The organism is Methanosarcina sp. DH2 (assembly GCF_020804225.1).
In the GTDB taxonomy this organism is placed as follows: domain Archaea; phylum Halobacteriota; class Methanosarcinia; order Methanosarcinales; family Methanosarcinaceae; genus Methanosarcina.
This window is the reverse complement of sequence record NZ_WJBI01000010.1, coordinates 76749-89894: the sequence shown is the minus strand read 5'-3', so window position 1 is coordinate 89894 and position 13146 is coordinate 76749. Positions and strand designations below refer to the sequence as shown.

The following is a 13146-nucleotide window of genomic DNA, read 5'->3' as shown; positions in this document are numbered from 1 at the left end:
AACAAGCATGATGGGTCTGCTGAGATTCGAACTCAGGACCTCCTCCGTTTGAAGTCGACGTTAAATTCATAGATTTCAAAAAAAGCCCGGTATCGGGTGAATATTATATTTTTAATTTCTCAAAATAGGTGTTTCCTCAAAATTACTCTCGAGTAACCATGCCATTGTGCAGAAAACAGGTAGTTCTCACAGGGCATGGCACAGTTTTCCTCGCCACTTCTCTTTCTCCATATCTTCTGCCTTTTTTGCGGGGTGACCGCGCATAACTTGATTTTAGGAGTTAATTATGATGTTTTAGACTGTTTTTTTCTTTGAATATGGGAACAAAGGAATACCTGAGAAAGTCGAATGTAGAGACTGAAATTAAGCCAGATTAAAAAATATGAAAAAATAGCAAAATAAGAGAAGAATAAGAGAAAAATAAGAGAAAAATAAGAGAAAAATAAGAGAAAAATAAGAGAAGAATAAGAGAAAAATAAGAAAAACAAAAGAAAAATAAGAAAAACAAAAGAAAAACAAAAGAAAAGCCGAGGCTTTTCAAAAAAAACTATAAATTATCAAACTTTTGAGAACCAACTCAGCTGTAAACAACCCAAGCAGTACCAAAAATAAAAGAATCAAAAGGTTGAGTATGACCGGGCCAATTCTTACTCGAACTCTTCCTAGTTCATACACTCCAATTACCATATATAATAATGATAGATCGATATATCTTACTTTTGGTCATCGCTTTTGGGTTTTATCATCATTCCCTCTCTAATTCTTCAGTCTGCTTTGCCAGCCAGTTAAGCTATTCTTGTTTTTCAGCCAGATTATCTTTAAGCTTCTTCAATTTTTCTTCTTGCTCTGTGCCTTTTTTATCCTCTTTATGTAATTCCAAACGCAAGAGAACAGTAACATCCTTTCCCACGTTCTTAGGCCCTATAGATGATAATCTCCCCTTCGAATCAGCCACACAAGTATAAACCGTATCATCTGCAAGCAATTCTATTTTGTGATCCTGTATCTCTTTATGCCCTAAAATCACTATACAATGTTTTCCTGCATTAGCGATACCTACATTTGTGGGTATTCCCCTCGCCATCACAGTCTGATGGAGCACTTCTTTAACTGATTCAAGAATAATGATAATCCGCCAGTGATTAATCGGCCATAAAATCGATTTTGATGGTTTGTTTGACGGTTTTTCACTCATTTTTTAACTCCATGTATCTATTCCCAGGTATCTATCAATCATTTCAATCAATCATTTCAATCAATCATTTCAATCAATCATTTCAATCAATCATTTCAATCTCTACGTATTCAAGCAGTCTCTTGAGATTAATCAGAACTTCAAGTAATCATAATTTTGGTTACGTGAAAATCAGAAGTATTGACGAATCCTTCGTCAACCGCATGTAGTATGTTGTAACATTTTCTGTGATCATAGGAGCACAATAGTCAGAGTTTCGAAAAAAATCCAAGGGATTATTTAGAGAGATATTCTTTTATTTAGGGGATATTCTCTTATTCAGGGGGATATTCTTTTATTTAGGGAGGTATTCTTTTTGTACTCCCGTTTTGCTCGGTTTATTTGAAAGTTTTGAGCTCATGATTTCCTTACCCATTCCATGCTTTCTTCATACAATTTGTGGTATTCATTTTCTACGGGGGTTCCGCCTTTTTTCAAAAGCAGCCGAATAACACCTGACACAATTTGAAGTATGACCCTACTGAATAAAAAAAAGAAAATAAAGTATCCAAAAAAAGATATATCTTCTATCATTTTCTTAATATCTCCTTGTATTACTCATATAACCAATACCTTTACCCATGATAACCGATAACCTTGCCCACAAACCGGTTAAATAAAAAATATATGGGTCTCCCTCATCCCTAACAATAAAGTTTATTTGGTTCACTTTGATTCTTGCGAGTTCTCTTTTGTTTTAATATAATTACTATGTCTATCTGACCATCCAGACGTATACTATTTATAGTTTTCGTACTGTACGAATGATATTTAAAGTAAACATAATGGATTCAAAATACTACGAAGAGCCATACAACACAGGGCAAAACTACATATCAAATACCCTTTTATAAGTTTACAGCAATCGGAAATTAATCTTGTCGGAGAAACTGCTTATGTTTTCAAAACAAGATATAATGGCAAGTCTTTGTCTGTGATTTCCCTTAATGAAGAATTTAATGGCGAACTTAAAGTTGTGCAAACCGGAAGCAAATCTTATCTTGAAACAAAAGTTAAAGCGTTCGAAAAGGAAGTATCGAAAGCCTTTAATTCCAAAAAAAACCTGAAAACTAGTGAAATAGTACCATTTTAGGTAAAACGTTGCTGTTCTCAATGAGTTGAACACAGAAATTATTGAGGGATAAAAAACTTAAATGTAGAGATTATTTTTACAATTAATCTTCCAGATTCATTTTTGGAAGAATAGATTATTGGCAAATTTTATTCCCATGTTATATGCCAATGAGATTACTACTATAGCTGTTATTGACGCTACAAAAAAAGGCACCACAAAAATACTCAGCACCTTTTTAGCAGTCAGTACCTTTTTAATTCTGTCAAATATTTTATTTCCCATCAGTCATTATCCTATTCAGTTGTTATCCTATTGTATCTTTAGTTCTAATTTTCGTTCAATTTGATCTAATTTTAAGAGTGTTTATTTAATTTTAAGAGTGTTTATTTAATTTTAAGAGTGTCTATTTTTATGCACTTTCTTAGCAGATTTACTGAGTGAAGATTGTATTGCCAATTAATCTTTCAGATTACTTTCTGGAAGAATATGTTATGGTAAGTTCTGCTCCCAAATTATCTGCTTATAAAATTGATTTTGGAGATTTTATATTCTATTAGTTCTTTATACAATAGGGACTTCCCGAACTTATCAAAAATTGAAGGTTTAGTTTTTTAAACATGCCCTCATAAATTCGAGATAAATAAAATCGAGATAATAGCGAGTATGACAAAGATTATGATGAGCCATTTTGCAATCTGCATAGAGAAACCGGCAATTCCTTTTGCGCCCAATATATATGCAATCAATGCTAATATTAAAAAGAATATTGCAAGTCCTATCAAGTCAATTATGTTTCATTCCCCCAGTGGTATTTAACCGATAATTTAGTGCCTGTATTAAAATTAAATTTGAGTATACAATTGGGATAGGACTTACGCATTTGAACTGAAAAATAGTCTCATTAAGCTGTCAAATGTCTAAAATGCAAATTTAAACCATAATGGCTAATGCATTTGATTTCATATATCGAGTGCGTAATTCCTATGAAATAAAATACTATCTTTAAGGCCGATATGTACCTGAATTTCGAAAAAAATTTACAGTACGATTTTTAAAGTTGGTATTGTTCATTACCCAATTGTACGAATGACTTGAACTTTAAAACAGCTTCCTAGAGATATTTTCCTTTTTAATTAAGCGGTTGTGTAATCTCTGTCTGCTCTGGCAACTCTACCTGCCAGTAAGGTTTGTGGCCATAATAAATGTACATGCTGCCAAGCCACCCGCGGTCAATTACAGGCCAATGGTCTTTATCAAAACCCTCTGCCTTTTCCAGGATTTCTTTATCGACATTAAGGATGAAGGAGTGCTCATGCGGCTTCAGTGAAAGAGCCTTCCAGGGAATAGCGAATAGTTTGTTACCCATACCCAGGAATCCGCCAAAAGAGAGTACTGCATATGCTACTCTTCCATCTTCGAGATCGATCATTAACTCTTCAATCTTCCCGAGGTCCTCTCCGGCTCTATTGACTACCTTATCCCCTTTTATCGTGCTTGCTGACAAAAAATGCGAATTCTCTGTACTTTCCATATTTCCAACTCCTATAATTTTTCTAACTCCTCAAATTTCAGGAGATATATATTAAAGCCTGTGCACTCAGCACAACTTCAAAATCTCTTTCCCCATTACTACCAGAATCTGGATCCAGATAAAATTCCAGATCAAAATAAGATAACAGCAATTTTCAGTTTTGCAGGATTACTACCCTGACTTTTATCAACGGCAATTACCAAAATCGGGTAGTGGGTGAGTTACTGAAAACCATGAACATGAGAATCTCTACATTCTCCAAACATGTAAATTGTGCCTGGTTTTCCAGATTTAATTAATAACTCACAGACAAGAATTATTATTTAGATGTCTCTACTTTGACATCCGGATTTGATACTTTCTCATCTTTTACTGCTTCTTTAGTAACTTCTGGTGCAATAATTTTGTCTGTTTTACTCATGGTTTTTACCTCTTTATCTTTTTCAGGCAGGTGAGCTATAAATTTAGCTCTCCAAATATATTTTAGCTTTCTCACATATTCCATATGACCTTTCATGCAGGTGAGTTATATATTTAGATTCCCCAAATATCCTGCATGACATAACAGTATTTAAACCTATAAATAGGCATGTATATTTAAAATTTATTTCATATGTATAAAACAATCAAAATTTAGTGGTTAAGATGTAATGAAAAAGGTGAAAGGCGTAGCGAAAAATGTAGCCCCGATCCGAACCTTTGGGACCCACTATAGGATCGATGCAAAAAAACTATAAACCGTTATGATACCAAAAAAACCGTTATGATGCCAAAAAAACCGTTATGATGCCAAAATACTGGCTTATTTTAAATATTAATGTTAATATTCGGACAAATAAAAGCCAGCTCAATCCATAAATCATATCCAAAAAATAAGACCTTCTAGATATCACCAGATCTTCCACTAGGGCTTTTATTTTCCGTATTATCCGGAAGCAGCTTGCGTTTAACCTGCTATTTTCCTGAATCAGGGTTTAAATATGGGCAGCTTGCTTACGCATAAAAAGAGATGGGTAAAGCAGAGCCGGATAAAGAGGACCTTAAGACTACATATCATAATTATTCCCTGCAGGTTCAATCATTGATAAATGAAAAGGTTATAGAGACACCTGGAGGAAAAAAGAGATAGCTGAAGTTTTGTTAACTTCGCATACTCGACTTTTAATAATTCATTGATTCTATTCTTTTAATTAAGTTAGAAATATTAGCTCTTGGGTTGTATGGCAGAACGCTTACAATCTCACCAAATCTGGAGATGTACATATCCAGGCCATGTGAAGTATTTACTTTTCTAACCGTGTATCCTTTTTCGAATATCATTTTGGACCTCCCATTACTAACATGGCTGTATAAATATATAAATATTTTTTCAAGGATAAATCGTTACAGATTATAGTTATTAATACTTAATCGGTTCACAACATACCAGGAAAATGAAAGAATTCAAAATTAACCGAGAGCATCAAGAACAGTTATAACAATTTTAAGGAAAATGGATAAAATACAGAAGAGGAGAAGAAGAAAAGATATATTATATATTTTTTCATTCCTCCTGTGGATTAAATACTAGAAATATCCCATCTATTCTTTATGTTCCTTTCTTCATATATTTGATAATATAAATCCTGAATACTTCATACATTTTTTAAAAAAATACTCTTTTAATTTTAATATAATCTATACTCATGAATATTTTTAGTAAATGAAATTATATCCAGAATATCTCGTTCATCCTGAGCTCAGGTTGATTCCAAGTTTGATTGCATGCAAACCTCAAGATAATTGAGAATGAATAATAAACTAAATAGTGTTGCCATCAAGGAATAAAATCTGATCTCGAAATAAAATAAATAGCTGGAATAGAGGCTCAATACATTCTTAAAATCAGAGTAAAAGACAAAAAACAAAGTGGGCCCGCTGAGATTCGAACTCAGGACCTCCGCCGTGTGAAGGTTGGGGAATAAGGACACAAGCACCGTGTTTGATGAGCCAAGTATGATAGCACTTTCTTTCTCTTTGATCGAATGATTAAATCAACAGAACAATGATGAACAAAAGGATAATGCTCTTAACAATATATGGGCTGAGCATAAGGACAAATTCAAAGAATGGACACTCCTAAAAGCCATAAAAAAATGTTAAGTTGGAGATCAGATAAAGGTGATTTGGAATCGATGAGTTGTGCAATCTAATCTCCAGTGTGGTCTCAAGATTCACACCTTTTTACTTGGAAACATATATTTACATTATTTTTCCAAAGATCATTGAGGTTACTTTTATCAGCACGTAAGCTATTGGCAATGATGCTAGAAACATGTACAGAAAAAATCCAAGCGAGCTCAGACCTCTCATCATCCGAACTTCAATGCTGTTTCCCCCGCGGATTACAGTACCATCATAACATATTGCGCTGTCAAACTGCCTGAAATATGTCTCATTCTGTTTCATATATTTCCCCTACTGTTTTTCCCCACTGTAAAGTTCTTTTTGATTGTACTTCTTTGATAGTAAATACAAATACTTTCTATAAATAGTTATCTCATTGAACTAATATTAGTTAAACGGTATTTCTGAGATATTGATGATATCATATTAGTCAGATGGGTATAAAAGCCGGAAAAATAATTGACGACAGCTCATTTATGTATTATTTTTTGGTCTTCGCTACAATGTCTAATGAGTATTTCTTCAAAAATTATTTTTAATGTTTTAATTAATAACTTTGATCAGTTTCTTCATTTATCTTCAGCCTTTACTGAGGTTATTCCTTCAAGTTTAAGAGAAAAGGAATGCCTGTTTATGTAACCGTCTTTGATGAAAAGCTTAAATGTGAACTTAAAGTTACACAACCAGAAGCAAAATTTGACCTCGAAACAAGATTTGAAGCATTAGAAATGAATCTCTATGAACCTCTAAATCCGAAAACAAAGAAACTAAAGACAAAAAAGAAGAGTGGGTTCGCTGAGATTCGAACTAGGGACCTTCTCCCTGCAGTTTGATGATATTGAGGTGGTTACTGTGTATGTTTCTGAGGCCTTGTAATTTTTGATAAGTCAGAGAATGTTTCTATTATAGAAGCGATTGAAAATAATCTAAAAATTTTCTAATCATATCGAAAAATACCGTTTTTATACTAAGAATTCTCTTTTTAGAAACACATTATATTATGTCACATTTTTAACTTTTTTCCATTAGAAGTACAAAAATTTCATTTACTGAGGTTTAAAATGAGAGAAATGAAACGTGACAAAACAAGAAGAGATTGTGCTTTCACTAGAGTTTTAGGAGTGGTGTTGCTGGTGCTTTTAACACTGGTGAGTATCGCAGGAGCGGAGCCATTTGCATATATTACAAACTCACGCACCAACGATGTTTCTGTAATTGACACCGTAACAGACACTGTTACAGCCACGGTGAAAGTAGGAGACACACCTGATGGAGTTGCGGTCACTCCTGATGGAACAAAGGCATATGTTGCTAATAGAGACAGTAATACTGTCTCTGTGATCGACACAGCAACAAACACTGTGACAACCACGGTAAAAGTAGGAGCAAATCCTCGGGGAATTGCATTCATCTCTGATGGGGTAAAGGCGTATGTGGCGAACTACGGGGATAATACTATCTCTGTAATTGACACTGAAGCCAGTACTGTTGTAGCCACGATAAATGCAGGTGATGGACCCTTTGGGGTTGCAGTCACCCCTGATGGAACAAAGGTATATGTATCGAATGCTAACAGAAACACTATCTCTGTAATTGATACAGCAACAAACACTGTTATAGCCACAGTGAAAGTAGGACGTAGTCCTCGGGGTATTGCAGTTACTCCAGATGGGAAAAAGGTATATGTGGCGAACTTTGCGCGCACAACTGTCTCCGTAATTGACACAAACACAGATACTGTCATAACCACAATGAATGTAGTAGATCCTGTTGGGGTTACAGTCACTCCAGATGGGAAAAAGGCATATGTGACGAACTTTAACACTGTTTCTATAATTGACATAGCAACGGACACTGTTACAGCTATGATAGATGTAGGAATATGGCCCGAGGGTATTGCAGTCACTCCAGATGGAACAAAGGTATATGTAGCGAACTCTGCAAGTCATACTGTCTCTGTAATTGACACGGCTACAAACACTGTTACAGCCACTGTGGAAGTCGGAACCTGGCCTTGTGGATTTGGGCAGTTTATAGTTCCTGCCTCTCATAGCAAAGACAATAGTACAGTCATTGTCAGCACTAATACGACCGGCAACTCAATGGATAAGAACACTGAAGTCGAGACTTCAATAAAGCCTGAAAATGGCACTCAGGATCTTGAACAAAAGAATGTAACTACCGTAGCAAACTTTGAACAGAAGCCTGAGAAAACTCAAAGTACAAATACACCTGGCTTTGAAGCGATTGGTGGGATAGTTAGCTTACTTGCCGTGTTTCTACGAAGAGAAAGTAGGAAAGGTAATTAAGACAACAAAATGAAAAATGAAACTATTAGGGAAGTCTAAAGTTATAAAACACAAAGTAAAACCAAATGCCAAATCTGATCTTGAAGCAGGAATTGAAGCATTAGAAAAGGAGATTATAAAGACTCGAATTTAGAAAAAAAGCTGAGAAATTAAGTGGGTTCGCTGAGATTCGAACTCAGGACCTCCGCCGTGTGAAGGTTGGAAAATGAGATATGCACCGTAAATGACGAGCCAACTTCGATCAGTCTTCCTTTTTATTGAATGAGCAATTTAATCAACAGAATACTGACGAACAAAAAGGTCAGGCTCTTAACAATTTATCGTAGCAGTGATAGCAAGCGCTCACAGATACATATACAAAAGTGCCAAAGCCAATCGGTTTATGTGATCTTTGCTTTTCAACCCGAAAAAGAAAGCTAAGACAAAAGTAAAAAACAGCCTGAAAAATATCTCCGCATAGTCTATAGGATGGATTATATTCTCACTCCATAAAGCCATAATTGGAATCATTTAAATACAACTACTTTTGAATAAAAACAGATTTAGGGACAGCAATGCCAGTCTATGAAAATACAAAGTTTATCCTTGAAAAGATCGGAAGCACAACACTGGTTTGCATTACCAAGACGATTGAACCTGAACGGATAAACGAAGCCATTCGGGCCGGAGCCACTATCATTGGAGAGAACTGGGTTCAGGAGTACGAGGATAAACGTGATGATCTACTGCCCTGTGAGACACACCTTACAGGCCATCTGCAGGCAAAAAAAGTCAAAAAAGCCGCACATCTATTTGATGTTATTCAGTCAATTGACTCCCTGAAGTTGATAAGGAATATTGACAGGAGAGCCAGGGATATTGGCAAAGTACAGAGGGTCTATCTTCAGGTTAACATCGGCAATGAGCCACAAAAATACGGATTCCGACTTCATGAGATAAAAAACGCAATAAAAGAGATCCGCTCTTTAAGGAATGTCCGTGTGGAAGGCCTCATGTGCATCCCTCCTTTTGTACCCCCTGAACAAACCCGTTCCTATTTCAGGAAGATGAAGGCCCTTTTTGATGAAATGAAGCAGGAAAACCGGGACAACATCGATATCAGAACGCTATCCATGGGCATGTCCAGTGACTACAGGATTGCCATCGAGGAAGGAGCCACGATGATACGTGTGGGTTCTGCCATATTCGGGAAGAGGAAGTACTGAAAGTGCTGGTTCGTGGAAAAAATCCATCACTCAAAGAAAGGCGACGAAGAGGAGTGAAGTGTATGGTAGGTCCGCTGAGATTCGAACTCAGGACCTCCGCCGTGTGAAGGCTGGAACATACGACGTATGCATCGTTATTGACTAGTCAAATGCGGTAGACCTTTCTTTTTCATTAAACGAGGTCAAATCACCAGAACACTGTTCTATAAAATGAAAAATCCTGAATAAGGCGCAGATGATTAATGCGCCTTACGGGTTTTTGACAATATGAGTCCTGCAATAACTAAGATTAAAACACAGAAATAACTCATATTAGACCCTACATCCGGTACATTACTACCTGGAAATGATACATTAACAGTTTCACACACAGAACCATAAGTTTGAGACTGAGCAGTAATTCTGACAATGTATGTTTTTCCAGAATAATTAGTGACCATAAAAGAGTCAGTTACTACTCCTGTAGGGTTACTTATGTTATCATTAGTACCTGAGATTCCAGAAGGTACAAACGTTTTTCCACCACTCATAGTCCCCAGTACAAAAGTTAGGTTGCTAGACTGTGATGAAGAATCATAATAGCTTGCATTAATATAAGTTGCTGTACTGTTTATCTGTTTATATGTACAATTTGCACTAATCACAGTCTGCATTGCAGGTATTGCAGATGTGTCACCTGCAGGTATTGTGATAGTATATTGATCCAAATTAGGTGTCAATGTGCTGGTGTACTTTTGTCCATCTAAAGTAATTGTTACAATTTTATATGTGACATCTTTAGTCAAATGGAAATTTGCTCTACCGTCGTTATTTGTCCAGGCACAAAAATTCGGTTTTTCATTACTTGGGTCATTATTTGGCGTATAAATCTGAACTTCGCACCCAGGTACCTTCTCGTTTGAATTAGTACAGACATATAACCGTACATAGTGCGGTTCTAAATAATCAGGTGCTTTTGCCATTTTCAAATTTATTTCTGTATTTATACCTGTCAAATTTACTGGTAATTCAGGACTGTTAAGATAGCCTATTGCTAAAGCAGTTAAACAGTACGTGCCTTTTCCACTGTCCATATTGAATTGATAAAGCCCATCAACATCGGTAATTTGAGTACTATCCCACGTATTATTTGATAATGTTATTACAGCACTCTGAACAGGTTGACCCGTAGTTGCATCTGTTAAATATCCAAATATACCAGAATTAACTGTAGCCGATTTTCTGCCATTTACTGTGAACGAACGTGCAGGACTGCTGTATACCCATAAATTATGAACGTCATCGTGTGCCCCGATTTTAATAGCAAACAACCCGTTGTGGTTTATCGGTACATTTGCAGATGTTTGTGAAGTGTTAAGACTATATATTAAGTGAAAAGAATCGAATTTCGATGTACTGTTATATACATTGATAGAATAACTGGTTGCATTTAAATAAGTCCAGCTTATGCTTACGTATCCGTTAACAGTTGAAATTGTACTGCCATTAGCCGGAAAAGTAACGGAAGGTACCTCAGAACCGTTGTAAACAGGTAAATTTCTTGTACCATTTTCTGCAACATATCCATAATCTTTTGTGCCCCTGGAGCTTGAATAGGAGCTGGTTACAATATTGCCAGTCGATGCAATATACATTCCATTAATTCCATTATATGCAGGGCTGTTATAGAATATGTTATTCGAAACAGTACCTCTGCCTGAACAGGCACCATCAGCCGGATCTTGGTAGACTGTATTTAATTGAAGTGCTGAAAATATATTATTATGAATATTAAGACCTGTTACATCTCCTCCCATTACTTCTACGCCAGCATTACCAGAACCAGCATCAGAGTAGAAAGTATTCCTGTAAATTTGAACGTTTTTCGTATTATGAATTTTAATGCAAGAATTTATGAAAGTGCCCCAGCAATTATTAAATATTGAAATTCCATCACCGGCAGACCACGCATCAAAACTGTCATGACCGGGTTTACAGACTGTATTATAAACCTGAACATTGCTGGTATTTTTTTTACAGAAAATAAAGTCACCCATACTGTACTGCATTTTTAAGTCGTGAATATCTACATTTGAGCAGCCAGACAAATAAACTCCTTTTTCATACTCCCTATACTTGTTGCTTGCCGCATGCATTATGCTTAATGATTCCCAACCACCATCAATTAAGAAATTTGAAATTTCAATATCAGAAATACCTTCACAGAGAATAATATTTTGAGTTGCAAAATTAGAGCTCGGATTGTCACAATAGATAACAGTCGCACCAATCCCATTTCCATTAAGGGTTACCCCTGATTTCATGATTATTGGTGAACTTATGTGAAACATAGTCGGTGCAAGCTGTACAGTGTCACCTGAATTCGCTGATTGTATGGCAGCGTTAATAACATTCTGGTCGTCTGAGCCTGCAGGGCTAAAGGAAGTTCCTGGGCTTACATTGATAACCGCACCTGAACAATTTGCTGAAAAAAAACAGATAAATAAAATAAAAGAAATGAAAAGAGTTTTAGTATTCATATTTATCACTAAACTCTTTTACATTTATAATTTATTATATTTTTTGTATCCACCCTTTTATTCTCAAAGTTAAAAGACAGGTTTCAGAATTTCAATTTTAGCAATGTAAATAAAATATGAGCTCTTGAATTCTGTTCAAGGTTGTAGTAACCCAAAAAAATCTTACTCCGGAAAACATAAGTATCTATAAATATCAATTAGTTATTAATCAATAACTTTCTATTACGTAATCATTTATGAAATTCAAAACACTAAGAGCTGTTACAAATCTACTGGAGACGCAGAAATGACAGAAGCATTAAGTTCTGATAAAGCAAAGCCTTCCCCAACTCTTAATACTATTCTTATGGTCGAAGACACTCTGAAAAACAGCCCGAACAGTGTTGTAACAGTTGCCGAACTCAAAAAAATGTTGCCAAGACAGGTAAATCATAATACTCTGATGGTTATTCTGGACTATCTGGAGCAGAGTAATAAAATTGCTGTCGGGCTTAAGGGAATAACCTGGATTCACAGCAGGAATGAAAACCTGAGAAAGGCAGTGGTTCAGGGACTTGAACTATGAAACATGTTCGAGTGATCCTATCACCGGAAGCCGCAGATACATATAATTCTCTCATGAATAAAGCACAACAATCAAAGCAGGAAGAGATAATCTTTAATGCTTTTCTTCAAAAAGTGAAACTGATAAAGGAAAATATCCACTATGGACAACCAATTGCCAAAAAACTGATTCCTGCGGAATACAAAACAAGGTACGGGATAGTGAATCTTTTTAGAGTTGAGCTTCCTAATTTTTGGAGAATGCTTTACACGCTTACAGCAGGAAGTTCAGGTATTGAGATTATCGTATTGGTGCTTGACATAATTGACCATAGAAAGTACGATAAAAAATTCGGTTATAAAAAGTAAGTTTTAGCTGTGATTTATAGGATTCTATAATCCGGTCTAATTTTTTCAAAAAGTCAGAAAAGATGCTCTATATACTCTAAAACCAAAAAATAAGACTAAAACAAAGTGGGCCCGCTGAGATTCGAACTCAGGACCTCCGCCGTGTGAAGGCTGTACAGAGGCAGAAAGGACAATATTTTGTATATTGCCATTGTC

General features: G+C 35.7%; 13 protein-coding genes. 5 read left to right on the top strand and 8 right to left on the bottom strand.

The window, feature by feature from the left end; translation table 11 throughout:
• Nucleotides 1–790: 790 nt before the first annotated feature.
• From FXV91_RS12090 to FXV91_RS12060, 7 genes are all read right to left on the bottom strand, one after another.
• The gene (locus tag FXV91_RS12090; protein ID WP_229390852.1) at nucleotides 791–1195 is read right to left on the bottom strand and encodes a hypothetical protein; all 405 of its coding nucleotides are present in this window, start codon (nucleotides 1193–1195) and stop codon (nucleotides 791–793) included.
• 396 nt (nucleotides 1196–1591) lie between these two features.
• Entirely contained in the window at nucleotides 1592–1768 is a 177-nt protein-coding gene (locus tag FXV91_RS12085; RefSeq protein ID WP_229390851.1) for a hypothetical protein, read from the bottom strand.
• A gap of 1164 nt (nucleotides 1769–2932) precedes the next feature.
• On the bottom strand, nucleotides 2933–3040 hold the full coding sequence (locus tag FXV91_RS12080) for a DUF1328 family protein (protein WP_229390955.1): 108 nt from the start codon (nucleotides 3038–3040) through the stop codon (nucleotides 2933–2935).
• A 398-nt stretch (nucleotides 3041–3438) separates the two neighbouring features.
• Complete coding sequence (locus FXV91_RS12075) at nucleotides 3439–3840, bottom strand: PRC-barrel domain-containing protein (protein WP_229390850.1); 402 nt, start codon at nucleotides 3838–3840, stop codon at nucleotides 3439–3441.
• A 319-nt stretch (nucleotides 3841–4159) separates the two neighbouring features.
• Nucleotides 4160–4357, bottom strand: a complete 198-nt coding sequence (locus FXV91_RS12070) for a hypothetical protein (RefSeq protein ID WP_229390849.1) — start codon at nucleotides 4355–4357, stop codon at nucleotides 4160–4162.
• Between the two features lie 644 nt (nucleotides 4358–5001).
• Nucleotides 5002–5160: a hypothetical protein gene (locus tag FXV91_RS12065; RefSeq protein ID WP_229390848.1), complete on the bottom strand. Its 159-nt coding sequence runs from the start codon at nucleotides 5158–5160 to the stop codon at nucleotides 5002–5004.
• Nucleotides 5161–6081: 921 nt separating this feature from the next.
• Nucleotides 6082–6288, bottom strand: coding sequence for a hypothetical protein (locus FXV91_RS12060; protein WP_229390847.1), 207 nt, complete (start codon nucleotides 6286–6288; stop codon nucleotides 6082–6084).
• A gap of 341 nt (nucleotides 6289–6629) precedes the next feature.
• On the opposite strand from FXV91_RS12060, the gene FXV91_RS12055 reads away from it, so the two are divergent.
• The 3 genes from FXV91_RS12055 (at nucleotide 6630) to FXV91_RS12045 (ending at nucleotide 9520) form a co-directional block, all read left to right on the top strand.
• Nucleotides 6630–6839 (top strand): hypothetical protein, encoded by a 210-nt coding sequence (locus tag FXV91_RS12055; protein WP_229390846.1) that lies wholly within the window; start codon nucleotides 6630–6632, stop codon nucleotides 6837–6839.
• A gap of 228 nt (nucleotides 6840–7067) precedes the next feature.
• Nucleotides 7068–8315, top strand: coding sequence for a YncE family protein (locus FXV91_RS12050; RefSeq protein ID WP_229390845.1), 1248 nt, complete (start codon nucleotides 7068–7070; stop codon nucleotides 8313–8315).
• A gap of 554 nt (nucleotides 8316–8869) precedes the next feature.
• A complete protein-coding gene (locus tag FXV91_RS12045) occupies nucleotides 8870–9520 on the top strand; it encodes a YggS family pyridoxal phosphate-dependent enzyme (protein WP_229390844.1) in 651 nt (216 codons plus the stop codon).
• Nucleotides 9521–9759: 239 nt separating this feature from the next.
• Here FXV91_RS12045 and FXV91_RS12040 read toward each other — a convergent pair whose 3' ends face one another.
• A complete protein-coding gene (locus FXV91_RS12040) occupies nucleotides 9760–12039 on the bottom strand; it encodes a carboxypeptidase-like regulatory domain-containing protein (RefSeq protein WP_229390843.1) in 2280 nt (759 codons plus the stop codon).
• 286 nt (nucleotides 12040–12325) lie between these two features.
• Here FXV91_RS12040 and FXV91_RS12035 point away from each other — a divergent pair, with 286 nt between their 5' ends.
• Both FXV91_RS12035 and FXV91_RS12030 read left to right on the top strand, forming a co-directional pair.
• Complete coding sequence (locus tag FXV91_RS12035) at nucleotides 12326–12604, top strand: hypothetical protein (RefSeq protein WP_229390842.1); 279 nt, start codon at nucleotides 12326–12328, stop codon at nucleotides 12602–12604.
• Nucleotides 12601–12951 carry a hypothetical protein gene (locus FXV91_RS12030; RefSeq protein WP_229390841.1) on the top strand — a complete coding sequence of 117 codons (351 nt, stop codon included), beginning with the start codon at nucleotides 12601–12603 and terminating at the stop codon, nucleotides 12949–12951. The genes FXV91_RS12035 and FXV91_RS12030 overlap by 4 nt, the downstream gene beginning before the upstream one ends.
• The last annotated feature ends 195 nt before the right edge of the window (nucleotides 12952–13146 follow it).

Excerpts from the sequence above, each read along its gene's own strand:
- FXV91_RS12085 (WP_229390851.1), bottom strand. The coding sequence starts at position 1,768 with ATGATAGAAGATATATCTTTTTTTGGATACTTTATTTTCTTTTTTTTA.
- FXV91_RS12065 (WP_229390848.1), bottom strand. The coding sequence starts at position 5,160 with ATGATATTCGAAAAAGGATACACGGTTAGAAAAGTAAATACTTCACAT.
- FXV91_RS12060 (WP_229390847.1), bottom strand. The coding sequence starts at position 6,288 with ATGAAACAGAATGAGACATATTTCAGGCAGTTTGACAGCGCAATATGT.
- FXV91_RS12035 (WP_229390842.1), top strand. The coding sequence starts at position 12,326 with ATGACAGAAGCATTAAGTTCTGATAAAGCAAAGCCTTCCCCAACTCTT.
- FXV91_RS12075 (WP_229390850.1), bottom strand. The coding sequence starts at position 3,840 with ATGGAAAGTACAGAGAATTCGCATTTTTTGTCAGCAAGCACGATAAAA.
- FXV91_RS12050 (WP_229390845.1), top strand. The coding sequence starts at position 7,068 with ATGAGAGAAATGAAACGTGACAAAACAAGAAGAGATTGTGCTTTCACT.
- FXV91_RS12040 (WP_229390843.1), bottom strand. The coding sequence starts at position 12,039 with ATGAATACTAAAACTCTTTTCATTTCTTTTATTTTATTTATCTGTTTT.
- FXV91_RS12090 (WP_229390852.1), bottom strand. The coding sequence starts at position 1,195 with ATGAGTGAAAAACCGTCAAACAAACCATCAAAATCGATTTTATGGCCG.
- FXV91_RS12045 (WP_229390844.1), top strand. The coding sequence starts at position 8,870 with ATGCCAGTCTATGAAAATACAAAGTTTATCCTTGAAAAGATCGGAAGC.
- FXV91_RS12030 (WP_229390841.1), top strand. The coding sequence starts at position 12,601 with ATGAAACATGTTCGAGTGATCCTATCACCGGAAGCCGCAGATACATAT.
- FXV91_RS12070 (WP_229390849.1), bottom strand. The coding sequence starts at position 4,357 with ATGAAAGGTCATATGGAATATGTGAGAAAGCTAAAATATATTTGGAGA.
- FXV91_RS12055 (WP_229390846.1), top strand. The coding sequence starts at position 6,630 with ATGCCTGTTTATGTAACCGTCTTTGATGAAAAGCTTAAATGTGAACTT.